The following is a 22,668-nucleotide window of genomic DNA, read 5'->3' on the forward strand; positions in this document are numbered from 1 at the left end:
AGAGACCATTGAATCGCACAACGAAACTGCTGCTCGGCGTTGCTGTCATCGGCGTGCTCGCCGGAGCGGCCTATCTGAGCAACATGGGCGGCACGCCAGTCAACGAAGCCAAGCCGGGCAGCAAGGCCGGGCAAAAAGATGTCGCCGAAATGCCGGTCGTCGGCTACCGCGCGCCGTCGTTCGAACTGCAGACGTTTGACGGCAAGACGGTCAAGCTCTCCGATCTGCAGGGCAAGCCGATCGTGCTGAACTTCTGGGCGTCGTGGTGCGGCCCGTGCCGCAATGAGATGCCCGATCTGGAACAGATGCACGTGAAGTATGGCGACCAAGTGCACTTTTTCGGCGTCAACCTGACATCGCAGGACGATCTGGAGAATGCGAAAAAGTTCATGGGCGAGATGGGCGTGTCGTTCCCGAGCCTGATGGACACTGAGGAGAAGACCGCGCAGGACTACCGCACGATCTCGATCCCGATGACCTATGCGGTTGACCAAAACGGCATCATCAGCGAAGTGCACAAAGGCCAGATCAGCAAAGTCGTGATGGACGGCATGCTGCAGCGTCTCGTCGCAGGCGCCAAGCAGTAGAGGCGGCCATTATGTCGATTTTGCCGTTTGGCTGGCACATCGGGCCGATCGCGCTCGATGATTCCGGACCGCTGGGCTTGCTGCTGGCGTTTGCTGTGTTTGTCTTTGTGATAAAACGGGAGTTCAACAAGCGGGGCGGCGACGGTGAAAAGCTGGTCGACGCGCTGTTCTGGATGGCGGCGGTGTGGGTGTTCACGCCGCGCCTGCTGTCTTTTGTCTACGCGCCGGCCGAGTCGTTCGCCCATCCGATCCTGACGCTGGTCAACGGGGAAGTGCCGTACGGCGGCGGGCTGGGCCTGGCGTTTGCAGTTTTGACAGGCGTTTGGTGGCAGCGCAAATACAAGTTTCGCCTGTGGGAAGCGGGCGACGCGGTCGCGAAGTCTTTCATATGGGGATTTGCGGTGTATGCCTTGTGCTACGCGGAAGCAGGCGTGCAGTCCGCCCTGCCATGGGCGGTCGAGCACGGGGAGAACACATATCACCCGTTAAATCTGTACCAGGCCGCGCTGGCGTTACTCATTTTGGCGTTGCGGCGGAGCGGGTATCTGTCGCTGGGCTTGCTCGGCGGCGGGCTTTTGCTGTTGTCGCTGCTGCAGGTGCATCCGTACACGCAGTTTGGCTTGGCGGCTGTGCAATGGTTGTGGCTGCTGCTCGTGGCGGCCGGATTCTTGAATATGCGGGAAAAGGCTGCCTGAGGCAGCTTTTTTGTTAGGAGGAGACGGTGTGGCGGAGCGGATTTTGATCGCTGATGATGAGGCGGATATGCGGACGCTGCTGAAGATCGCGCTGAAGAGCCAGGGCTATGAGGTGCTGGAAGCGGAAAACGGCGCGGCGGCGATCGACGCATTGCGGCGGGAAGCGGTCGATGTGCTGATTTTGGATCTGATGATGCCGGAGGTGGACGGCTGGGACGTACTGCAGGAGCTGCGCGGTGAGACGCCAACTTTGATTTTGTCAGCGCGGGGCGCGGTGGAAGACCGCGTGAAAGGGCTGAACCTCGGGGCGAGCGACTACCTGCTCAAGCCGTTCGACATGCGCGAGTTGATCGCACGCGTGCAGGCGCTGTTGCGCCGTCCCGTTGAAAATAACAAAAACCTGCTCCGCCGCGGCAGCCTCGTGCTCGACCGCACGTCAAAAGAGGTGCGGGTGGAAGACAATCTGCTGGACTTAACGCCGAAAGAATATGAGCTGCTGGAGTTTCTGGCGATGCACCCCGGCCAGGTGTTTTCCCGCGAGCAGTTGGTCGACCGGCTCTGGGGCTATGATTACATGGGCGACCTGCGGGCGGTCGACACGCACATCAAAAAAGTGCGGCTCAAACTGCGCGAGGCGGGCGGCGACGGCAACTGGGTCGCGACAGTCTGGGGCTTTGGCTATAAGTTCGAAGGAGCGACGTCATGAACATTCGGCGCAAAGTGGTCTTGATGCAGTTCGCCATCTTTCTGGCCGTGCTGATCCCGCTGACCTTGCTGGTTGATCAGCAGGTGCGGGAGCTGTACATGGATCATCTGGTCGACGAACTGAACGAGGAGAGCCAAAAGCTGAGCCATCTGCCCGACGATGACCGCCAGCACCATCTGCAGAGCATCATCGAGTCGCTCAGCGAAGTGTCGATCCGCGACTATCTGCTGCTCGATGAATCGGGGCAGGTGGTGATCTCCACGCTGTCAGCAGCGACCACGCAAGATCTGCTGCAGTGGGAGATGGTGCAGAGCGTCCTGCTCGGCGCGACAGGGAACAGCACGCAGGCTCCGTCGGGACAGGAGGAACTGTTCTACTTCACCGCCCGGCCCATTCACGGGACAGAAGGGGAAATTCACGGCGCCCTGCTGATGTTTGCGTCGATGGAGCCGGTTAATGCTGCATTGGCGAAGTTTCGCGTGATGATCGCCACACTGGCCACAGGTGCACTGGTGCTGGCCGGCTGGCTGCTCTACACGATGGCCGGGCAGATGGTCGCGCCTATGATCAAAATGAAAGACGTCACGCGACTGCTCGCCAATCGCAACTATCAGGCGCGGGTGGCGGAAAGCGGACAGGATGAGGTCGGGCAACTGGCGCAGTCGATCAATGAGCTGGCCAGCCGCCTGCAGCACCATGAGGAGCAGCAGCAGGAATTTTTGGCTGACGTCACACATGAGCTGCGCACGCCGCTGTCGTACATCCAAGGCTACAGCCAGGTCCTAGAAGAAAACTGGGTGCAAGATGAAGCGGAGCGCAAAAAGTACCTCGCTCTGATCGTCCGCGAATCGCAGCGTCTGCAGCGGCTGGTCAGCGAATTGACCGATCTGACCGGCGCGCAAGGGGAAGGCATGAAGGTGGTGCTCGTCCGTACCGATTTTCAAAAAGTGGTCCGGGAGACGACCGCCAAGATGCTGCCGGCCGCACAGGAAAAAGGTATCGAGCTGCGCATCGAGCGGGGGCAGCAAGGGCAGCTTTTTGTGATCGGCGATCCGGATCGTTTGGAGCAGGTGCTGCTCAATCTGCTGACCAACGCCATCCAGTACACGCCGCAAGGAGGCCGGGTGCTGGTGAAGTATGAGGCGAATGAGGATGATCTGCAGGTGCGTGTGCAGGATACGGGCATCGGCATCCCGGCGCGGAATTTGCCGCATGTGTTCGACCGCTTTTACCGGGTCGATAAGTCGCGCAACCGGGCGAAAGGCGGTATGGGCTTGGGCTTGTCGATCGTGAAAGGGATTGTCGACCGGCATGGCGGCCAGATCTGGGTGGGGAGCGAAGAGGGCAAGGGCACGACGTTTTTCTTCACCGTGCCCCTTGCTTCGACTCTTTCGCGTGTCGAATGAAGAAGATTTCCGGGGAAATAATGCCGAATCCGCGCAGGTGGATTCGGCATTTTTGTGTATCTGTCGTTATAAAAGGATATTCAGCGCAATGATGGCGACGGCGAAGTTGAACAGGATCTCCAGCCAGTTTTTCTTGGAATGATTGATCAGTTGAAACCCGACATACCCGCAGCGGGCGATGACAAGAATCAGGCAGAGTTGGATGATGATTTTGGGAATGACAAGCATTTTGTTACCCCCTTCACCCTGAGAAATGTGCTTTATGTATACGGTGTGGTGTAGAGGTGTATGACCGAATGTACACGATTTCAACACAATTGCCGGATATGCTAGGGGCAGAAGATCAGGGAAGTGGAGGAGTCACGATGAACAAAATGAGCAAAACGATCATGCTGTCCCTCTTCAGCGGGCTTGCGGTCATCGCCGCCGCCTACGGGGGCTATGATGTGTTGACGAAGCAGGCGAGCACCGAAGTGTTGCAGGGCGTGGAGAAACAGGATGCGCAAGGCGCGTATCAGGAATATGTGGTGGAAGCGCGTGAAGCGAAGTGGGAACTGAAAGCGGGGGAGAAGATCTCCGCCTGGACGTTCAACGGATCGGTGCCGGGATCGGAGCTGCGCGTGCAGGAAGGCGAGCGGGTGAAAGTGGTGTTGAAAAACACGCTGGAGCAGCCGGTCAGCATTCATTGGCACGGCTATCCGGTGCCAAACGCGATGGACGGGATTCCCGGCGTGACGCAAAATGCGGTGCAGCCGGGGGCGTCGTTTACGTATGAGTTTACGGCAACGGTGCCGGGGACGTACTGGTATCACTCGCATCAGGACAGCGCCACTCAGGTGGATCGCGGGCTGTACGGCGCTCTGGTCGTCGAGTCGAAGGAGCAGAAGGTGAAGTACGACCGCGAGTTCACGCTGCTGCTCGATGAGTGGTCGACGGAGATGCTTGGGGCTGAGCAGGAAGCGACAGGTCACAGCGGACATGGAGGCGGGACCACTTCCGGGATGGATCACAGCGGGCACTCCGACACGTCCGCTCCGGCGCTGAGCCATGATGAAATGATGCAGCAGATGTACAACATTTTTACCGTCAACGGCAAAGCAGGCGGCGAGATCGAGCCGCTGCAGGTGAAGAAAGGCGAGAAGATCAAGCTCCGCCTGATCAACGCCGGGTTCCAAACGCACCAGCTGAACCTGACCAACCAGACGTTCAAGATCACCCACCTCGATGGCCAGCCCTTGCAAAGCAGCCCGGACGTTAGCGGTGCCTTGCTGGCGATTGCGCCGGGCGAGCGCTATGACGTGGAGCTGACGGCCGGAGCGAATTTTGGCATCCTCTGCGCCAATGATTCGCCAGCCAAAGCGGACATGGCGGTACATGTGGAGGTGGATGGCAACGACAGCCATGAGTATGCAGCACCTGCTGTCGAACTGTCGCCGCTCGATATCACCGCATACGGCAAAGCAGCGTCGGTCAACGCGAACGTGAAATATGATCTGGAGACAACCTTGCTCCTGAACAACAAAGTGGTGCACAAAGACGGCAAATCGCAGGAAGTCTACACGATCAACGGCAACATTCATCCGGACATACCTCCGCTGCGTGTGAAAAAAGGGCAGGTCGTGAAAGTCGCGATGACCAACGAAGGCACCAGCGATCATCCGATGCATTTGCACGGCCACTTTTTCCAAGTGCTCAGCAAAAACGGTCAGCCGCTGCAAGGGACGCCGCTTTTGAAGGATACGCTAAACGTGAAGCCGGGAGAGACGTATGAAGTGGCGTTTACCGCCGACAATGACGGCAACTGGATGTTCCACTGCCATGACTTGCACCATGCGGCGGCAGGCATGATGACCACGGTGGAATATGACGGGTATCAGCCGGGCTTTGTGCCTGATCCGAAGGCGGGGAACCGTTCGGAATAGCGTGCAGCAGGACAGCAAAAGACCAACGCCCGATGGAGAGCGTTGGTCTTTTGCTTGTGCAGAACCGGGATTACCAGTAGTAGCCGTAGCCGCCGTACCACGGAGAGAGGGCAAACATTGTGGCAAACGGAAGGAACAGCAGCGGCCAGAACACTTCTTGCGCGTCGACTTGCCCGGCGCGGTCAGCAGTTTCCACGCGCAGCATGTTGCTTTCCGCCGAGACCTGTCCGCCCATGCGTTCAAGCCAGATGCCGTCACGGGTGACGTTGCGGACAACGCCGATGTGGCGGCCGTCGTGGCAGTGAGCGACAACCGTTTTGCCAAGGTAGCCGCGTGCGTGCTGATAAGACATTGCCATGGAGCAGGAACCTCCTTTTTTGCGTTTACGACATCCTACGAAAATGGCGGCGTACAAGCGTTCCGCATCTGCTGATTTTTAATCTAGGTTTGTAAAAATAGGCAAAGAATTGACAGAAAAGGACGGGTACGATATCTTAAGGGCAAATATATGAACACTTGCTCACATATCATCATATACTGGGTGGACAAAGGAGGGATTCTCGCGTGGAAGCCAAGATGGATACGACTTGCTGTAATGTGATCCACGGGGATACCGTGGACAAGGTAAAGTCGGCCGAGCTGCCGGAGGAACAGGTGGCGGAGCTGGCGACGATTTTTCAGGCGTTAGGGGATGCGACCCGCGTGCGGATCATCCATGCGCTGGTGCAGTCGGAGATGTGCGTCTGTGACCTGGCTGCCGTGCTTGGCATGACCCAGTCGGCGATCTCCCACCAACTGCGCACCTTGCGCAACCTGCGCATCATCAAGCGCAGAAAAGAAGGCCGCGTGGCCTACTACAGCATCGATGACCACCACATCCTGACGCTCTTCAAGACCGGTCTCGAACACGTCTCACATAGATAGCCACGCTGAGAGGAGGAGACACATATGCCGGACAAACACGGGGAAGATGTTAAGAAAGGGCATTCGAGCGAACACGAACATGCAAGCGAGAAGGATCATGCAAATGAACACGGTCATGCACACGAACATGGTCATGCACACGAACATGGTCATGCACACGAACATGGTCATGCACACGAACACGGTCATGCACACGAACATGATCATGCACACGAACATGGTCACTCGCACGACCACGACCAACTCGGTGCTGACGAACTGATTTTGCTCTCGGACAGCGCTTCAAGCTGCTGCTCCTCTGAGAGTTCTGCCTGCTGCGCCGCCGACTCCGGATTCGAAGAGTTGACAATGCTCTCCGACACACCGCAAGACGAACCGGCCCAGAGCGGCTTGGAACCGGGCGAAGCGCGCTCCGTCTTTCGGGTGGACGGCATGGACTGCGGGGAATGCGCGCGCACGGTGCAGCGCGTAATGAACAAGCTGGACGGCGTCCGCGAAGTGGCGGTCAGCTTCAACACGACCAAGATGACCGTCGTCCACACCGCCCCGCTCGACAGCATCCAAAAGACGGTCAGCGATGTCGGCTACCGCGCCACCGTTCTCGACACCACCCTGCAAGACCCTGATCTCCCAGTCCACGACGGCGACGTAACACAGCCTTCTTACTGGGAACGCAACAAACGCGCCATCCTCACCGCCGTCTCCGGCCTGTTCCTCGGCGCAGGCCTCGTCACAGAATACGCCGGCTGGTCAGAATCGGCCGCGATCCTTTTGTATACCATCGCCATCCTCAGCGGCGGGTTCTACGCAGCCCGGGCCGGATATTATGCCTTGAAATCTTTTACGCTCGACATGAACTTCCTGATGACCGTCGCCGCGATCGGAGCGGCTGCGATCGGCGAATGGTCGGAAGGCGCCACCGTCGTCTTTCTCTTCTCCGTCGGCAACTGGCTGCAGGCCAGTACCATGGAGCGCACACGCCGCTCGATCCGCTCGCTGATCGGCTTCGCACCGAAAGAAGCGCTGGTCAGACGAAACGGCGCTGAACTCACCGTCCCCGTCGACTCTCTGCAGATCGGCGACCTGATCCTCGTCCGCCCCGGCGAACGCATCCCGATGGACGGACAAGTGGAAGCGGGCACGTCCACCGTCAACCAGGCGCCCGTCACCGGCGAGTCCATTCCTGTGCTGAAACAGCAGGGAGACGAAGTATTCGCAGGCACGCTCAACGAAACGGGCGGTTTGGAAGTGATTGTGACCAAAAAAGTCGAAGATTCCACCCTCAACCGCATGATATACTTGGTGGAAGAAGCACAAGAACAGAAAGCGCCGTCGCAGCAATTTGTCGACCGCTTTGCGACCTACTACACACCCATCGTCGTGCTGCTCGCCATCCTGATCGCAGTGTTGCCTCCGCTGTTTACCGGCGACCCCTTCAGCGAATGGATCTACCGTGCACTCGCCTTGCTCGTCATCGCCTGCCCGTGCGCCCTCGTCATCTCCACGCCTGTCGCCATCGTCGCCGCCATCGGCAATGCGGCCAAACAAGGCGTGCTGATCAAAGGCGGCGCGTTCCTCGAACTGATGGGGCGGATTCGCGCCATCGCGTTCGATAAGACAGGCACGCTGACCCAAGGCAAGCCGGTCGTCGTCTTCGTCGAACCGTTCGACGGCATCTACAAAGAGCGCCTGCTCACCCTCGCCGCTTCCATCGAAGCGCGCTCCGAGCATCCTTTGGCCCGCGCCATCACCCGGCTCAGCGAGGAGAAAGGCATCCGCCACCTCCCCGTGCAAGAGTTCCAGGCGGTCGCCGGCAAAGGTGCGCAAGGCCGTCTCGAAGGCAGCCTGTACCGCATTGGCAAGCCGTCTTGGATGCAGGAGCTCGGCTACGAAGGTACGGAGAAGCTCAAGACCGTCCTGTCTGTGCAACACGAACAGGGCCGCACCGTGATGCTGATCGCCGATGAGCGCCGCGTGATCGGCCTGATCGCCGTCGCCGATACGGTGCGCGAAGACAGTGAAAACACGATCGCCAGACTAAAACAAGCGGGCATTGCATATACAGTGATGTTGACCGGAGACCACGCCCGCATCGCCAAGTCGATCGCCAACCAAGTTGGCATCGGCGAGTACCACGGCGACTTGCTCCCCGAGCAAAAGCTCGCACGCATCACCGAACTCAAACAGCATCACCGCCTGGTTGCCATGGTTGGTGATGGCATCAACGACTCGCCAGCCCTTGCGGCGTCCGACATCGGAATCGCCATGGGCGGTGCAGGAACCGATATCGCACTGGAGACAGCAGACATCGTGCTCATGTCGGATGACATCGGCAAACTGCCGTTTACCGTCCGGCTCAGCCGTAAAGCACTGGGCATCATCAAGCAAAACATCTGGTTCTCACTGCTCGTCAAGCTTGCGTTCCTGCTGCTGACCATCGCCGGCCTGTCCAACCTCTGGATGGCGGTGTTCGCAGACACAGGAGCAGCGCTGCTCGTCATCTTAAACGGCATGAGACTCATCAAACAACGATAACCGAGATCAGAAAGGGAGGCAGCAACGAACATGAACAAGATGACCAAGATTGTATTTGCCGGCATGATGGTAATGACCATCGCGACTGGCTGCGGCACTTCTGACCAAGCCGCGACGACCGATGAACACGCGGGACACTCCGACCACGGCACGCAGGGCGGACCGGTCAAAGGCCAGCACCCGGCAGGTGCTCAAGCTGAAGCGTACAAGTCCCTGAAAGTCGGCGAATCGGTCAAATTGACCGCGATCGGCGACATCCAGGAAGTGACGGCAGGCGCTAAGTCCTACCCGCAGTTCCTGATCCAGAAAAACACCAAGATCAAACAGGCGTACGTGGCAGCTGTCGAAAACGTCGACGTGCTGAAAAACATGCCGTGCTACTGCGGCTGCGGCGACCATGCCGGCCACAAGAGCAACGCCGAGTGCTTCGTCAAAGACGTTCGCGCCAACGGCGAAGTGGTCTGGGACGATCACGGCACCCGCTGCGATACCTGCATGAACATCGCGCTGGAGTCTGCTGAGCTGAAAAAAGAAGGCAAGACGGTCAAAGAAATCCGTGACATCATCGACGCGAAGTACAAAGAAGGCTACGCAAAACCGACGCCGACGCCGATGCCGTCCTAATTCAAACAAATACCAAGAGGCTGTTGAGATCTTCTCAACGGCCTCTTTTTCATGTTAGACTATAAATAATTTCAAAATAAATAAAAAGGTGGGTCACAAAATGAAGAAAACTACAGGTCTCGCCGCATCTGCACTCCTGCTCGCAACGATCTGGACGGGCACTGCATCCGCTTATTCGCCGGGCAATGTGTATGTCTATCAACCGTTCCCGACGGCCGGAACTGCTGTCACCGCCGAGTATCACACCTACACGGAAGGGGCGTCCGGGCTCTATCCGACCGACATCAACAAAGGAGGCAACGAAGGCGGCACAGCTTTGGCGGTCGATCTCGTCGGACTGCCGGGCGGCTCCCAAGTGCATTTTAACGGGTACAACAACAACATCACCGCCTGCTCACAAAACGCGCTCAGCGGCAACCGCTATGTCGTCGACATCTGGGTCACCCCGCCCGGCAAAGCGAAAAAGTATCTCGGCTATCTCGTCATGCTGCACACGCAAAACAACAAGATCGGCTCGTGGACGGCGGTCGACAGCGACTGGAACGGGCGCGTGACCGAATGGACCTCCCAAGTCTGGAACGGACCGGACGGCACATACCTCTACAACGCTTCGGGCGGACTGTGCTGGACGGGCGACCATGTCCACATGTTTGCTTCCCGCGACTACAGCTTCGAGTCCTCTTATGGCACGTTTACCACCGCCGTTGATGAAGCGAAAAATCCGTTTGCCGGTTATGCCTACAACGTGACGTACGATCAAGCTTTATATTATTTTGCGACCGACTGGGATAAATAGGAAAGCAAAAGACACTCGGCAGAGTGTCTTTTTTGACTTGTCTTTCGATTTCAATTGGCTGTATAGTATTTACTTAGTGATTGCTATCGTTATTTTTTCTGAAATTTTTCTGAAAGGGGTCTTTACCCATGAACATAAAATCGGCTGACCGTCTGCAAGGGCTGCCCACGCAGTTTTTCTCCACGATGGTGGCGAAAGTCAATTCCTACATCGCAGCAGGTCACGATGTGATCAACCTCGGACAAGGCAATCCGGATTTGCCGACGCCGCCGCATATCGTCGAATCGCTGCGCCATGAAGTGCTCGACCCGGTGACGCACAAATACCCGCCGTTCTCCGGCCTGTTCGAGCTGAAGCAGGCGATTGCCTCCTGGTACAAAAATGAGTTTGACGTCGACGTCGACCCGGCGACCGAAGTCGCGATCCTCTTCGGCGGCAAAACCGGCCTTGTCGAGATTTCGCAATGCCTGCTCAACCCGGGCGATGTCTGCCTTGTCCCGGACCCGGGCTACCCGGACTACTGGTCGGGCGTGGCGCTGTCCGGGGCGGAGATGACGATGATGCCGCTGCTGCGCGACAACGCATTCCTGCCCGACTACAGCCAGATTCCGGCGGACAAGCTGGCCAAAGCCAAGCTGATGTTCCTCAACTACCCGAACAACCCGACCTCGGCGACCGCTCCGAGCAGCTTCTACGAGGACACCGTCCGTTTTGCCGAACAGCACAACATCGTGGTGGCGTCCGACTTCGCGTACGGTGCGATTGGCTTTGACGGGGAAAAACCGGTCTCGTTCCTGCAGACGCCCGGCGCGAAAGAAGTTGGCCTCGAATTCTACACCTTGTCCAAAACGTACAACATGGCAGGCTGGCGCGTCGGCTTTGCGCTTGGCAACAAAGACGTGGTTGGGCTGATCAACCTGATTCAAGACCACTACTACGTCTCCTTGCCTGCGTTCATCCAGCGCGCATCGGTCAAGGCGCTGACCTCGCCGCAAGACTGCGTGCATGATCTGGCTGCCACCTACGAGCGCCGCCGCGACGTGTTTGTCGGCGGTCTGCGCAAAGCCGGCTGGGACGTGTTGAACCCGAAAGGCTCCTTCTTTACGTGGGTGCCGGTACCGAAAGGCTTCACCTCGGTTGAATTCTCCAACACGCTGCTCGAGCAGGCGCACGTGATGGTAGCTCCTGGCGTTGGTTTTGGCCCCAGCGGGGAAGGGTATGTGCGCGTCGGCCTCCTGACCAGCGAAGAGCGTCTGCAGGAAGCGGTCGACCGGATGTGTAAGATTTCCATTTAAAAACTTCTTGCAAAATCATTGACACACACCCCTGCAGGTTGTAATATCATCTTCAGAACTTTTCACACATATGAGACAACTCTTATCCAGAGCAGGCGGAGGGACTGGCCCTACGATGCCCGGCAACCGGTTTTCATGAATCTATGATCACACGGTGCTAATTCCTACAGGAAAACATCCTGAGAGATAAGAGGCTGACCGAGACATTCTGTCGCCTCTTTCTTTAAAAAGAAAGAGGCTTTTTATATTTTAAAACATTTAGCAAAGGAGTTTCTGCCCCGTGACTACACAAGAATTCGTTCATGTTACTTACCTGGCGCACGGCAAGCCGGGCACCGATTGGCAGAAGAAAGCACAAGGCATCGCAGTAGGTCTCACCGTCGGCTCCTGGACCGACCTTCCGGAAGCGCGCAAAGACGCGATGCAAAAACACCTCGGCCACGTGGTGTCCGCCGAAGAGATCGGGCAGGACGCACACGGCCTGAGCCAAACTTTGCTCACCGTCGCCTACCCGACGATCAACTTCACCCCGGACATCCCGGCCCTGCTCACCTCGGTGTTTGGCAAACTGTCGATGGACGGCAAAATCCGCCTCGTCGACATCGAATTGCCCCCGGCGTTCCAAAGCAAGTTCCCGGGCCCGAAATACGGCATCGACGGCATCCGCAAGCAGCTTGGCATCGAGAACCGCCCGCTGTTGATGAGCATTTTCAAATCGGTGATCGGCTACGACATCGACGCGCTGGCCGAAGCGTTTTACCAGCAAGCGCTTGGCGGCGTTGACTTGGTCAAAGATGACGAAATCTTCTTTGATGAAACGTATGCGCCGTTCGAAAAGCGCATCGAAGCGTGCCGTCTGGCGGCGGAGCGCGCGAAAGAGCAGACCGGCAAATTCACGCTCTACGCGGCCAACCTGACCGGTCCGGTCACCGAAATTTTTGACAAAGCGCGCCGTGCGGTCGATGCAGGCGCCAACGCCCTGCTCCTGAACGTGTTGACCTACGGCTATGACGTGCTGCACCGTCTGGCAGCCGATCCGAAGATCACCGTGCCGATCATGGCTCATCCGGCGATGGCCGGCGCGATGTACCCGTCCGAACAGTACGGCATCGCAGCGCCGGTGCTACTCGGCAAGCTGATGCGCATCGCGGGTGCCGACTTCGTGCTCTACCCGTCGGCGTACGGTTCGGTGGCGATGGAGCGCGGCGAGACCTTGAAGATCGCCCAAGCGCTGCGTGCGGAACACAGCGGACTCAACCGCTCGTTCCCGGTGCCGTCGGCCGGCATCCATCCGGGTCTGGTCACCAAGCTGTACGATGACCTCGGCAACGACCAGATCATCAACGCAGGCGGCGGCGTGCACGGCCATCCGGGCGGTTCGGCAGCGGGCGGACGAGCGTTCGTCGCTGCGATCGACGCGGTGGTGGCAGGCAAGACGTTGACCGAAGCGGCAGAGCATGCACCGGAATTGAAAACAGCATTGGAGCTGTGGAATAAATAACTTTTTCGAAAAAGGAGTCAGGCAGCCATGAGCAAACGCATCACGATCTTCTGTGACTTTGACGGCACGATTACAGAGCGCGATATGATCATCACGATCATGGAACAGTTCGGCGCTCCGGGGTGGGAGCAGATCAAGGATCAGATTCTTGGACAAGAGATCCCGATCCAGACCGGCGTCGGCCAGCTGTTCGCCGGCATCTCTTCTGCTAAGCGGGACGACATCGTGGCCTTCGCACAGGAGGTCGCGGTGATCCGCGCAGGGTTTGCCGAGTTCCTTGAGTTTTGCCAAGAGCAAAACATCGACTTTTGGGTCACCAGCGGCGGGATCGACTTCTTCGTCCTCCCGCTGCTCGCCCCGTTTGGGATCGAAAACCCGATCTACTGCAACGCCAGTTATTTTGCAGGTGAGCAGATCGAGATCCTCTGGCCGAATGCGTGTGACGAGCACTGCACCAACGGCTGCGGGATGTGCAAGCCGTCGGTGATGCGCAAGTTCCCTGATGAGGAGATCATTAAGGTGGTCATCGGCGACTCGATCACCGACTTGCAGGCGGCGAAGCAGGCAGATTTCGTTTTGGCGAGATCGTTTTTGCTGAAGCAGTGCCAGGAGCTGGGGCTTCAACACGCTGAATTTGCGACGTTTTACGACTGCATCGCGGCACTGAAAACACTCATTAACGAACAAAAGGGGGAGGTTTTGTCATGAGCCAAACATTCTTGCAGGAAGAGCGCTACCGCATCGCGGAGCAATTGGTCAACGTATCCCAAAACTTTGCGAACAAAGGCTGGTTCCCGGCGACAAGCGGCAACTTGTCGGTCAAGCTGAGCCACGAGCCGCTGACGTTTGGCGTCACCGCAAGCGGCAAAGACAAAGAGTACCTCACCATCCACGACATTTTGTTCGTTGACGGGGATTCGAAAGCGCTGGAAGCGACGCAGCTGAAGCCGTCCGCCGAGACCTTGGTGCATGCGGAAGTGTACAAGCGCATTGGCGCGGAGGCAGGTTCGGTGCTGCATGTGCACACCATTTATAACAACCTGATCTCGGAGATTTTCGCCGAGCAGGGTTCGGTGGTCATCTCCGATATGGAGCTGATCAAAGGCCTGAACATCTGGGAAGAAGGCGCCACGATCGAAATCCCGATTGTGGAGAACTTCGCCGACATCCCGAAGCTGGCCGACGAGATCGGCAAGCGCCTCGACCCGCGCGTGCCGGGCGTGCTGATCCGCAAACACGGCATCTACGCCTGGGGCGACAGCGTCGCGTCTGCGAAACGCCATGTGCAGGCGTTCGAGTTCATGTTTGAGTACCTGTTCAAGTACCTGCAGTTCCAGCGTTCCGCAGGAGAAGTGCCTGCAGCGGTTGGCAACTTGCGTTAAACTAGAAGCAGAGAACTTTTAGAGCACTTTTATCGAGGAGGAATCATCATGCCGTCCATCCGTTTTGTTGAAACCAATGAGCGCATCGAAGGTCTGGAAGAAGTGTCCGCGTACCTCAACTCCCAAGGTATCGTCTATGAGCACTGGGATATCTCCAAGCTCCCGCAGAATCTGAAGGAAGACTACCAAGTGACTCCGGAGCTGCAAGCAGCGATCTTGGACACCTTCCGCCCGGAGATCGATGCACTGTCTGAGAAGCGCGGTTACAAGTCTTCTGACATCGTCGTGCTGTCCGACCAGACCCCGAACCTGGAAGACCTGCTGACCAAGTTTAAAGATGAGCACCACCATACCGAAGACGAAGTCCGTTTCATCGTCGACGGTGAAGCGATCTTCACCCTGAAAGGCCCGAATGACGACACTTATTACGACGTGTTCCTGTACCCGGGCGACCTCATCTCGGTGCCGACCAATACGCGCCACTGGTTTACTTTGACCGACCTGCGCAAGGTGAAGGCGATTCGTATTTTTGAATCGAAGGATGGTTGGGTAGCGGTTTATGATGAGAGTGAGTTGCAAAAGTAAGATTAATAGTAAACAAAAAGCAGACAGTTTTCCTGTCTGCTTTTCTTTGAACAGCTTGAAAAAAATATTTGGCAGAAATGAGGTTGGAAAATTGAACAAACCTGTTTTTTTAAGCTACCCTGTTCCTTTTACTCAAAAGCAAAAAAAATTCATCGAAAGAGTATGTGAGGAGTTGGAGGGTAAAGGGCTTCAACCGAGAACATTGGGAGTAACTGATTATGATATGGATGCTCCATTGACAGCAATTCGAAGGTTAATGGTGGAATCAAATGGACTTTTAACTATTGCATTTAGACGGGCATACATTCACGATGGGACAGGGAAGCCAAATTCCGATCTAGAAAACGTCCAATCCTATGACATTTCTGAGAAATGGTTGACAAGTCCTTATTGCCAAATTGAACCTGCAATGGCCTTTCAAATCGGATTGCCTATTTTAATTTTTAGAGAGAAAGGTGTAATGGCTGATGGCATATTGGAGAAGGGGGTAATTGGTACATACCTTCCAGAGTTTGATCTCGATGATGATCTCGACATTTATTTTAAACAACAAGAGTGGAAACAACTTATGAGAAAGTGGGTGAAATTAGTCGATACTGTATATGAAAATAAGGGATGTCCACCAAAACTTTACTAGCTGATTTATAACAAACTAAACGGGGAATGTTCAGTCCAATTTGACGAAAAAGTTAGTTCGTTGTGGGGACGTAATCTCCCAAAAAACGAGTAACTTTCATAAAGGTACAACCGGCTATTGCAATCGCGTTCAGTAAAAGTCATTGAAATTCATAATGTGGTGAGAGAGAATCGAGACTGTAAAGAACGATAAAAAGGCACAGTTATCATCCCGTAGAAAATCGTTTTTTCCCAATAAGAGACAGTTGAGTAGCGGTGTATGATGGGGTTTTAGTACATAACAAGGGGAAATTGGGGAACTCCTCACGAATTGTGAGGAGTTTTTATCTATCAGCTTCGACTTCGAGCGTTAGCAAGTTGAAGTAAAACCACTCTGTGATGTCGCAGTCATTCCCTGGGTGATGGTCAGGTAACTTTCGGCCTAGTTTTTGCTTGTCGGTATTACATTGGTATTGTATCCAGCTAGGTGGCGTGGTGTTGTTCGTGCTCACGTTAGAGGTCAATGGTTTGCTGGTGGTCGGCCTGCCAGAGAGAGAACGCCTTGAGGACGAGTTCATGCCAATGGAAGGACTGGCATGGCGGGTCATCATTATATTTTGTCAGTATTGACAGATGAAAAGTATATTTTATTATCTAATCATGAAAAAAATTTATATTTTGTTCCAGTTGAGGGAGAGGGATGACATTTATGTTGATCTCCGTTACCTGTTTGCACGTAAGGGGACTGTGGGCTTTGCCGTTCTTCACGATGCATGCAGTACGCTCTGCCACCCAATCCAGACAGGCAAAGGGAGTGCTGTATTTTTCGACAGACCGGGAAGGGCTTTTTACTTATTGGACACTCTCCGCTTAGGGAAGCGAAAGCGATATGGGGGAATTTAGGGAAAAGATAATCATTTGAAATCAATGCAGATGAGCTTCAATACCATCGATATGAGGAGAGACTGTTCCTAGTTGGGAAGCAGCGATGAGAGCTCTTTACGAGAAATAAGAATCGGTAATGGTAATAGATTGAGCATGGAAAGTTGTGCAGATGGTAGTGAATGAGATACGATCTGTTTTGTCTTAGGATTTTGCTTGTATAGCGACTAATGATAAACTAAAGCTATCGAATAGTCATGCGCTCAAATCCCAAGGGATTGGAAAATCATAAGTGTATCTTGAAAATCAGTAATTAGTATAAATTTGGGGGTGGCTATATAATGTGGCCTTTTAGTCAAGATGTTTACTCACTCGAAGATATTTATGGGATTGGAGAAGTACCGCCAGAGGATTGTCCTACTTATATTGAAAGAAAGGCACACAAAAGTTTTGTTTATACTGTCCAACATGAAAAACAACATATTGTGGTGTACGGTGCATCGCGGCAAGGTAAGTCTTGGTTAATTGAGAAGTATTGTCCTAATTTTATTAGAGTGGGTTGTGATGCGAAATTTACTCGTGAGAGTCTATTTAAAGCCATGCTTCACGAATTAAATATTAAAGTGGGTAGTCTTCAAAGAGGGAAGAACTCGGAGAAAAATAATGAACTACAAATAAACGGTGCAATACAGTTGCAGTTACCACTATTTGCAAAATCCGACTTAAAAGCCGGAGGCAAAGCTGCTATTAAAAAGGCAGAGAATGAGAGTTTCACTTATGTTAACATAGATTTGGAAAATCAAAGCGAGGTAATAACTGCTATAAGTGAAGTGATCGGTGATAAATTCATCGTACTAGAAAACTTCCATTATCTCGAACCGAGTGTTCAAAAAACTTTCGCTAGCTCTCTAAAAGAGTTTCTTTACTACCCGATTAGGGTAGTAATTGTTGGTGTATGGAAGGAAACGACAAAGCTTGTCTCCCTAGCAAGTGATTTAACCAACAGAGTTGAGCCAATTGACATTGGTGATTGGACTAAAGATGAACTACTTGAAATTGTATCTAATGGCGACAAAGCGTTAAACACATATACAGACAGTGCAATAATTGAGAAGTTTATTGAACATTCGGGGAGAAATGTCGGCATATTTAAATCTCTGATGAAAAACTACTGTAAATTGCACGGAGTATATCAATCACAAAAAAAGAAAACTATTTTAAGTGATCATAGCTTAGCAGATGAGGCTTTGGAAAAAAGTTATCAAGAAGTGGTCGTTCCTGCATTGGATAGACTCCATAAATTGGCTAGGTCTAAGAAGTCTGGAGGAAAAGGGCTAAGATACTATATTGTAAAATCATTGCTTGAAATAATGACTGAAAGCGACATTGATAAATTGGTGGATGGAATTCTAGTGAATCATGTAATTCAAAAAGTGCAATCTAACAAGGAAGTGAAATTTCAACAGCAAAATATCAAACAGGAACTTTTGATATTGCATACACGTGAGGAAACGGTAGCATCAGAAGGAACTGCCAGTACAAATTTTATACCTTTGTTCTATTTCGACCAAGGAAAAGATCGGGTTTTTATTGTGGAATCTGCTTTATTGGCGGCGTGTAGAAGTGGTAAAGTTGACTTATCAAATGTCCTTGGTCCTAAAACAATATATGTAAAGTAATTAATTAGATATATTGAAGCATTCTCTTATCGAGAACTAAGTAAATTCCCCCATTCCAATGGGGTATCAAACATTTAAAGCCTCCTGATAATCTCAGGAGGCTTTATCTTTGGGAACCTGTGCAAATGGATAATAACAAGTAACTTTGTGTACAAATGAAGATGGTTTATATATAATTACGATATAAACAAACTTTACTTTTCATTCAGTTGCTACGAGGGGGCATTCATTAATGTCTACGGTTGAATATATATCGACTTCGACGCTGGCGAGGATAACTTTGGCCAGACGGATCTCGGAATTGATGTCCGAGAAAGGGGATGCATATAGCATTCGTGCATTTGCTGAAAAAATAGGGATGAATCGTGAGACATTTCGTCAGATGTTGCTCGGAACAAGACGGATAGCTCCTTCTGAACTTGATAGTATAGCACAGGGCTTGAATATCTCTTTGGAACGGTTGAAGCAGGAGGATACGTATCAGAAAGAGCAGGAATTGAATACAATCTTGACCGGAAAACGCAGGACAAAAGTGATGCTGATTCGTGCGCAGGCGATTGCTAAGGAATTGGTCGAAGTATCGCGAGGTATCACAGAACGCGGCTATAGTTTGAATAACTTAGGCAGAGTTCATTATGTGCAAGAGCAGTATGAAGAAGCTCATAAAGTCTGGTTGGCTGCTTATGAGTATGCCAAGCGCTTGGAAGAAGACTTTGCAGACACTCAATTGTTACACATCGTAACTGCAAACCTGATGTTGACTTCCACTATTCGGAGGGAGTATAGCAATATTGAGGAAATGCTGAATCTCGTTGAAAAAGTATTCTCCGATGACTTTAATAAACTTGGGATGGCCTACTATACCCGGATGAAGATGTACGAAGACCGTGGAGAACTGAAAATGGCAAAAGAGATTGCATACCGTTCTCTGGAGCTTTTTGAGAAGACGAACGACGAGAAGCAAATCGGACACGCCCTCATCAATGTTGCTCATTATGAATACGTACTGGGTAACTACAATTCATCTGCTGAAGTATTGCTTTCTGCGATCAATACGGTTCAGCCGTTCGAAGGGATCTTGATAATCGCGGTAAAAGAATATGTAAAATCACTGATGCAACTCCGGGACTACCAAGCAGTCAAGAAAGTCATTGACGAATATGAATCACTCGCACAGGAATATCCTGAATATTGGGGCCGGTTACAGATTATGAAAACTGTCGTGTGTGATAATTCCTCGTTTGCTGAGGCCGTATTCAAGGACACAAGTCTTTCTGTTAATCTCCGTTATTTTGCTTGCAAAGCATTGATGGAATATTACTACTTGAAAGGTGACTGGGAAAGTGCAATAAGATACTATGAAAAGAGTCGCATGATAGCAGGTACGAAGAGTGAATTCTTAAATGAGGAGGAGTTTTAGTGAAAAAATGGGCTATTTCAGGCCTGATGTTTGCAGCCATACTTAGTTTGCTGTTAGGAACTTCTACAGTAACGAATATTGCGCAAACGTCTCCCCCTGACCCTGCAGGAATTGCATTCTATAAGTAGGAAACCGGCCCCTCGTTATTTATAGCGAGGGCATTTTTATGTCGTTTTTCAAAATGACATATGGCATTTTATATTATGGCAGATCAAATTAACTAAAATGAATTCTAACTGTGCCGGTCCAATTATCCTATTCTTAGTAATTAACATAAGGAAAGGATGTTGAGAATGGAGACTTTGGGTCAAAGGATACGTGGTTTCCGCTTGAAAAAAGGGCTTACTCAAATCGAGCTTGCGAGAGGTTTTATCACACCAAGCATGGTCTCACAAATCGAATCGGATCGGGCTCGCCCGTCTTATAAGGTTTTGGTCGAAATCGCATCGCGGCTTGATGTGTCGCTGGAGCAACTTATGAATGGGGTAAATTTTGACCTGGAATATACGAGCAAATATAAGTTGGCAATTGGCATGGTGCGGGCAAAAGAGTTTGGGGCAGCGATACCTTTGTTGGAGGGGCTTTTGGAAGCGGCGACACCCAAGGTATCCAAAGAGAATTTACTGATGGAGCTGGCACGGTGCCAGCTTGAGTTGGGGAACGTGGAGGAGGCGGAAAGCAAGTTGAACCAAGTGATGGATACCGACCAGGGGACAACATTGCTTCCGCTGGTATTGCTCTACCTGGGGAAGGTTGCACAGGTAAAGAGTGAGATTCCAATCGCCCTTTTCCACACGAAGCGAGCCTTGAATGAAGTTCAAAAGGCGCAGGCGATTGAAGCGGATCTGCATGTGAAGATTCTCATGCAGTTGGCGCTGCTTTTGGAAAAGGTCGGTAAGGCAGCTGAAGCAGCCAAGTACTATGAGCAGGCCTTGAAGTTGGATCACTGCAGCAGCGAGGAACGGGCGAAAACTTATCTCCGCTTGGCGGAGGTGTATGACCGGCAAAAGAAGTATGAACAAGCGGAAGAGTACGCTACGAAGGCAGCTATCTTACTTGGTGAACAGTCGAACCAGAAAATGAGGCAAGATCTGCAACACCGCTCGATCATGCTCCGTCGCGGCTCGGGAGATTGGAAGGAGTCTGTGCAAAGCCTTTTAAGCATTGCAGAAAAGTATGAGCAAAATGCTGACAGTGTAGTTGCGGGGAAAATGTACGCGGATATTGCTCAGATTTGTAGAGAAAATAAGGCTTTTGACGAGGCTCTTTCCTACGCCGAAAAAGCACGAATGAGTCTGCTGGATACTGATCCCGTGATGGGGAAAGTTCATCGTGTGCTGGCAGATGTCTTTTTTCACAAGCATGATGATCTAAAGGGCCAAAAACATCTCGATAATGCGATCAAGATTTATGAACAGCAGGGCATGACTGCCGAGTTGGAGGAGGTCATGCTGGCTAGTTGCCGACTCTTGAACAATAAAGGCGACTTCCAAGAAGCCTATCGAAAGTTGGAGCATTATCACCAGCATCTGATTCAGGAATTAGGACAGCGCGGGATAGTGCTATAAGAACACAAAAACATGTTGCAAAGTGATGTGCCACTTGTAGCCGCTCGATTTCCCTGATGGGAAAACGGAGCGGCTTTCTCATTTTGATTAGCGGAGAGAGTGGAATGGTTCTTTTGTTTTCGTTGTGGATAAGAGACCTCCCGTTTCGGATGCAGGAGGTCTTTTTTGCAGGGGGATGAACTCGATGCGCTCCGCTTGGTACATGTTGTTTTTAAAGCCATAGGTGATGTGGATCTCTCCGATGGAACCGCCTAAAAAGACGATTTGTGCTTGGGCGATGGCGGTGAGCTTGTTGTTGATGATCTCGAAGTGCAGGTGCGCGCTGAGGATGACCTCCTTTAAGATGTGCTCGGGGTCGTACTTGTATTGAGCAACGTCGACCACTGTGGTTTTGCCGTTGATGGTGATGGTGGCTTGCTGTTTGGTTAGTTTGGTATGCACGTTTTTGAGAAGGATTGCCATGGGGTTGTCGACAAGGAATTCGGGGTAGTGTCCACCACCATGAAAAACGTGCGCTTCTTGTTGGATGAGTCCGGTGCCATGGCCGGTGGTGAGTAGGATAATGATATCTTTTTGCTGATCTTGATTGATGTCTTGGAACAGCATCTGCGGGCCGAAGGCAGGGTTGTCCGAATTTTTCCAGTCTGGTCTTTGTTGGATGATGCCGTCAGTATAGAGCGTGAAGTCTCTGTAGTTGTCGCCTTGATGATGAGCGAATAAAGCAGCGTTCGCTTCGGGTTGAGTGGCGAGAAGAATGTTCAAGAATGCGAAGAGCAGGGGGGGCCAGGTGAAATGGTGTATCATGAGAAGCCTCTTTTCGGTAGTGTTGTCTTGCTTTATTATGGGGAGAAGGAATTATTTTACTCTTGTGGGCGGAACGGTACCTTTAGGAATTGGATTGCAGGCGGCAGCACACCGTCTGCTTTTTGCTAGAGTTGATGGGAAGCGGGTGGAGTATGAAACGTATAGTGGGGATAATCGCATTGCTGATGATCGGATTGACAGGGTGCTCTTATCAAACGCTGGACGAAGCGATCCAGAGCGATTGGGATACGCCGATTTCGGTTTTGATGAGAGAGGATATGAAAAACGGCGTCATTTTTTTGGATCATGATCAGTATGTCTTCAACACGTTTGAAGAAGAGGATGGAAAGTACCGCTATTCGACGGACGGGGAAGACGGCTGGTCGTTTACCGGCGGTCAGATACCGATGCTCGTCCGAACGATTTATAAAGAAGGCACCGGCCCCATTGTTTGGGGAGCGCTGAAAACAAACACCAAGCTCAAAGAGATTGAGCTGACGTTTGTTGGGCGAGAGCAAGAAGACGTCAAACACTCCATGACTCTGCCGCTCGTCAACAATGCGTTTATCGGGTATCCGCCTGCCACGCTATATTCATCGGAGACGGATGCGGCGCTCCGGTTGGAAGTGCAGACGGTCGTGTATGATGAACATGGCACTGTTGTGATGAAACGACAGGACAGGTGAGGTTAGGTGTGATTTTGAAAGATCGAACCATATCCGAAGGTGATAATCTCTTAGTA

The 22,668-nt window shown here is 52.6% G+C and carries 24 protein-coding genes and 1 riboswitch; of the genes, 21 read left to right on the forward strand and 3 right to left on the reverse strand.

Annotation, left to right across the window (positions count from 1 at the left end; all coding sequences use genetic code 11):
* The first annotated feature begins 8 nt into the window (after positions 1-8).
* From CBW65_RS12795 to CBW65_RS12810, 4 genes are read left to right on the forward strand one after another with little or no spacing between them, the layout of a single operon-like run.
* The gene (locus CBW65_RS12795) at positions 9-587 is read left to right on the forward strand and encodes a TlpA family protein disulfide reductase (RefSeq protein WP_087457175.1); all 579 of its coding nucleotides are present in this window, start codon (positions 9-11) and stop codon (positions 585-587) included.
* 11 nt (positions 588-598) lie between these two features.
* The gene (locus tag CBW65_RS12800) at positions 599-1,282 is read left to right on the forward strand and encodes a prolipoprotein diacylglyceryl transferase family protein (protein ID WP_087457176.1); all 684 of its coding nucleotides are present in this window, start codon (positions 599-601) and stop codon (positions 1,280-1,282) included.
* A gap of 28 nt (positions 1,283-1,310) precedes the next feature.
* Complete coding sequence (locus CBW65_RS12805) at positions 1,311-1,988, forward strand: response regulator transcription factor (RefSeq protein WP_087457177.1); 678 nt, start codon at positions 1,311-1,313, stop codon at positions 1,986-1,988.
* On the forward strand, positions 1,985-3,394 hold the full coding sequence (locus tag CBW65_RS12810) for a sensor histidine kinase (protein ID WP_087457178.1): 1,410 nt from the start codon (positions 1,985-1,987) through the stop codon (positions 3,392-3,394). Before CBW65_RS12805 ends, CBW65_RS12810 begins: the two co-directional genes overlap by 4 nt.
* 66 nt (positions 3,395-3,460) lie before the next feature.
* Here the strand turns inward: CBW65_RS12810 and CBW65_RS24245 are convergent, their stop codons facing one another.
* Complete coding sequence (locus CBW65_RS24245) at positions 3,461-3,622, reverse strand: hypothetical protein (protein WP_157721925.1); 162 nt, start codon at positions 3,620-3,622, stop codon at positions 3,461-3,463.
* Positions 3,623-3,768: 146 nt separating this feature from the next.
* Here CBW65_RS24245 and CBW65_RS12815 point away from each other — a divergent pair, with 146 nt between their 5' ends.
* Positions 3,769-5,316, forward strand: coding sequence for a multicopper oxidase family protein (locus CBW65_RS12815; protein ID WP_087459221.1), 1,548 nt, complete (start codon positions 3,769-3,771; stop codon positions 5,314-5,316).
* Positions 5,317-5,386: 70 nt separating this feature from the next.
* On the opposite strand, the gene CBW65_RS12820 is transcribed toward CBW65_RS12815, so the two are convergent.
* Positions 5,387-5,674, reverse strand: a complete 288-nt coding sequence (locus tag CBW65_RS12820; RefSeq protein ID WP_087457179.1) for a hypothetical protein — start codon at positions 5,672-5,674, stop codon at positions 5,387-5,389.
* A gap of 206 nt (positions 5,675-5,880) precedes the next feature.
* On the opposite strand from CBW65_RS12820, the gene CBW65_RS12825 reads away from it, so the two are divergent.
* The 15 genes from CBW65_RS12825 (at position 5,881) to CBW65_RS12885 (ending at position 21,122) form a co-directional block, all read left to right on the forward strand.
* Positions 5,881-6,240 (forward strand): ArsR/SmtB family transcription factor, encoded by a 360-nt coding sequence (locus CBW65_RS12825; protein ID WP_408646488.1) that lies wholly within the window; start codon positions 5,881-5,883, stop codon positions 6,238-6,240.
* Positions 6,241-6,343: 103 nt separating this feature from the next.
* On the forward strand, positions 6,344-6,502 hold the full coding sequence (locus CBW65_RS24250) for a hypothetical protein (RefSeq protein ID WP_157721926.1): 159 nt from the start codon (positions 6,344-6,346) through the stop codon (positions 6,500-6,502).
* A gap of 86 nt (positions 6,503-6,588) precedes the next feature.
* Positions 6,589-8,775: a heavy metal translocating P-type ATPase gene (locus CBW65_RS12830; RefSeq protein ID WP_087457180.1), complete on the forward strand. Its 2,187-nt coding sequence runs from the start codon at positions 6,589-6,591 to the stop codon at positions 8,773-8,775.
* 30 nt (positions 8,776-8,805) lie between these two features.
* Positions 8,806-9,399, forward strand: a complete 594-nt coding sequence (locus CBW65_RS12835) for a PCYCGC domain-containing protein (protein ID WP_232463315.1) — start codon at positions 8,806-8,808, stop codon at positions 9,397-9,399.
* 100 nt (positions 9,400-9,499) lie between these two features.
* A complete protein-coding gene (locus tag CBW65_RS12840) occupies positions 9,500-10,195 on the forward strand; it encodes a hypothetical protein (RefSeq protein ID WP_087457181.1) in 696 nt (231 codons plus the stop codon).
* Positions 10,196-10,323: 128 nt separating this feature from the next.
* On the forward strand, positions 10,324-11,490 hold the full coding sequence (locus CBW65_RS12845) for a pyridoxal phosphate-dependent aminotransferase (RefSeq protein WP_087457182.1): 1,167 nt from the start codon (positions 10,324-10,326) through the stop codon (positions 11,488-11,490).
* A 79-nt stretch (positions 11,491-11,569) separates the two neighbouring features.
* A riboswitch (SAM riboswitch) is annotated at positions 11,570-11,683 on the forward strand.
* Positions 11,684-11,770: 87 nt separating this feature from the next.
* Complete coding sequence (locus CBW65_RS12850; protein WP_087457183.1) at positions 11,771-12,991, forward strand: 2,3-diketo-5-methylthiopentyl-1-phosphate enolase; 1,221 nt, start codon at positions 11,771-11,773, stop codon at positions 12,989-12,991.
* Positions 12,992-13,018: 27 nt separating this feature from the next.
* A complete protein-coding gene (locus CBW65_RS12855) occupies positions 13,019-13,699 on the forward strand; it encodes a 2-hydroxy-3-keto-5-methylthiopentenyl-1-phosphate phosphatase (RefSeq protein ID WP_087457184.1) in 681 nt (226 codons plus the stop codon).
* Positions 13,696-14,373, forward strand: coding sequence for a methylthioribulose 1-phosphate dehydratase (gene mtnB / locus CBW65_RS12860; protein ID WP_087457185.1), 678 nt, complete (start codon positions 13,696-13,698; stop codon positions 14,371-14,373). The genes CBW65_RS12855 and mtnB overlap by 4 nt, the downstream gene beginning before the upstream one ends.
* Positions 14,374-14,421: 48 nt before the next feature.
* On the forward strand, positions 14,422-14,958 hold the full coding sequence (locus CBW65_RS12865; RefSeq protein ID WP_087457186.1) for a 1,2-dihydroxy-3-keto-5-methylthiopentene dioxygenase: 537 nt from the start codon (positions 14,422-14,424) through the stop codon (positions 14,956-14,958).
* Positions 14,933-15,595 (forward strand): hypothetical protein, encoded by a 663-nt coding sequence (locus CBW65_RS12870; protein WP_198299613.1) that lies wholly within the window; start codon positions 14,933-14,935, stop codon positions 15,593-15,595. The genes CBW65_RS12865 and CBW65_RS12870 overlap by 26 nt, the downstream gene beginning before the upstream one ends.
* Positions 15,596-16,796: 1,201 nt before the next feature.
* On the forward strand, positions 16,797-18,134 hold the full coding sequence (locus CBW65_RS12875) for a P-loop NTPase family protein (RefSeq protein WP_087457188.1): 1,338 nt from the start codon (positions 16,797-16,799) through the stop codon (positions 18,132-18,134).
* Between the two features lie 232 nt (positions 18,135-18,366).
* Positions 18,367-19,554, forward strand: a complete 1,188-nt coding sequence (locus tag CBW65_RS12880; protein WP_087457189.1) for a helix-turn-helix domain-containing protein — start codon at positions 18,367-18,369, stop codon at positions 19,552-19,554.
* Complete coding sequence (locus CBW65_RS25100; protein ID WP_269767931.1) at positions 19,554-19,682, forward strand: hypothetical protein; 129 nt, start codon at positions 19,554-19,556, stop codon at positions 19,680-19,682. The genes CBW65_RS12880 and CBW65_RS25100 overlap by 1 nt, the downstream gene beginning before the upstream one ends.
* Positions 19,683-19,847: 165 nt before the next feature.
* Positions 19,848-21,122, forward strand: coding sequence for a helix-turn-helix domain-containing protein (locus CBW65_RS12885; protein WP_198299614.1), 1,275 nt, complete (start codon positions 19,848-19,850; stop codon positions 21,120-21,122).
* An 87-nt stretch (positions 21,123-21,209) separates the two neighbouring features.
* On the opposite strand, the gene CBW65_RS12890 is transcribed toward CBW65_RS12885, so the two are convergent.
* Positions 21,210-21,926, reverse strand: a complete 717-nt coding sequence (locus tag CBW65_RS12890) for a hypothetical protein (RefSeq protein WP_087457191.1) — start codon at positions 21,924-21,926, stop codon at positions 21,210-21,212.
* Positions 21,927-22,078: 152 nt separating this feature from the next.
* On the opposite strand from CBW65_RS12890, the gene CBW65_RS12895 reads away from it, so the two are divergent.
* A complete protein-coding gene (locus tag CBW65_RS12895) occupies positions 22,079-22,612 on the forward strand; it encodes a hypothetical protein (protein WP_157721927.1) in 534 nt (177 codons plus the stop codon).
* Positions 22,613-22,668: the final 56 nt, after the last annotated feature.

The organism is Tumebacillus avium, assembly GCF_002162355.1.
Classification (GTDB): domain Bacteria; phylum Bacillota; class Bacilli; order Tumebacillales; family Tumebacillaceae; genus Tumebacillus_A; species Tumebacillus_A avium.

Bases quoted from the DNA above. Each gene is read 5' to 3' on its own strand.
- CBW65_RS12880 (WP_087457189.1), top strand. From the start codon at position 18,367: ATGTCTACGGTTGAATATATATCGACTTCGACGCTGGCGAGGATAACT.
- CBW65_RS24245 (WP_157721925.1), bottom strand. From the start codon at position 3,622: ATGCTTGTCATTCCCAAAATCATCATCCAACTCTGCCTGATTCTTGTC.
- CBW65_RS12820 (WP_087457179.1), bottom strand. From the start codon at position 5,674: ATGGCAATGTCTTATCAGCACGCACGCGGCTACCTTGGCAAAACGGTT.
- CBW65_RS12800 (WP_087457176.1), top strand. From the start codon at position 599: ATGTCGATTTTGCCGTTTGGCTGGCACATCGGGCCGATCGCGCTCGAT.
- CBW65_RS12855 (WP_087457184.1), top strand. From the start codon at position 13,019: ATGAGCAAACGCATCACGATCTTCTGTGACTTTGACGGCACGATTACA.
- CBW65_RS12885 (WP_198299614.1), top strand. From the start codon at position 19,848: ATGGAGACTTTGGGTCAAAGGATACGTGGTTTCCGCTTGAAAAAAGGG.
- CBW65_RS12895 (WP_157721927.1), top strand. From the start codon at position 22,079: ATGAAACGTATAGTGGGGATAATCGCATTGCTGATGATCGGATTGACA.
- CBW65_RS24250 (WP_157721926.1), top strand. From the start codon at position 6,344: ATGAACACGGTCATGCACACGAACATGGTCATGCACACGAACATGGTC.
- CBW65_RS12810 (WP_087457178.1), top strand. From the start codon at position 1,985: ATGAACATTCGGCGCAAAGTGGTCTTGATGCAGTTCGCCATCTTTCTG.
- CBW65_RS12890 (WP_087457191.1), bottom strand. From the start codon at position 21,926: ATGATACACCATTTCACCTGGCCCCCCCTGCTCTTCGCATTCTTGAAC.
- CBW65_RS12815 (WP_087459221.1), top strand. From the start codon at position 3,769: ATGAGCAAAACGATCATGCTGTCCCTCTTCAGCGGGCTTGCGGTCATC.
- CBW65_RS12845 (WP_087457182.1), top strand. From the start codon at position 10,324: ATGAACATAAAATCGGCTGACCGTCTGCAAGGGCTGCCCACGCAGTTT.
- CBW65_RS12870 (WP_198299613.1), top strand. From the start codon at position 14,933: ATGATGAGAGTGAGTTGCAAAAGTAAGATTAATAGTAAACAAAAAGCA.
- mtnB (WP_087457185.1), top strand. From the start codon at position 13,696: ATGAGCCAAACATTCTTGCAGGAAGAGCGCTACCGCATCGCGGAGCAA.
- CBW65_RS12830 (WP_087457180.1), top strand. From the start codon at position 6,589: ATGCTCTCCGACACACCGCAAGACGAACCGGCCCAGAGCGGCTTGGAA.
- CBW65_RS12835 (WP_232463315.1), top strand. From the start codon at position 8,806: ATGAACAAGATGACCAAGATTGTATTTGCCGGCATGATGGTAATGACC.
- CBW65_RS12865 (WP_087457186.1), top strand. From the start codon at position 14,422: ATGCCGTCCATCCGTTTTGTTGAAACCAATGAGCGCATCGAAGGTCTG.
- CBW65_RS12840 (WP_087457181.1), top strand. From the start codon at position 9,500: ATGAAGAAAACTACAGGTCTCGCCGCATCTGCACTCCTGCTCGCAACG.
- CBW65_RS12875 (WP_087457188.1), top strand. From the start codon at position 16,797: ATGTGGCCTTTTAGTCAAGATGTTTACTCACTCGAAGATATTTATGGG.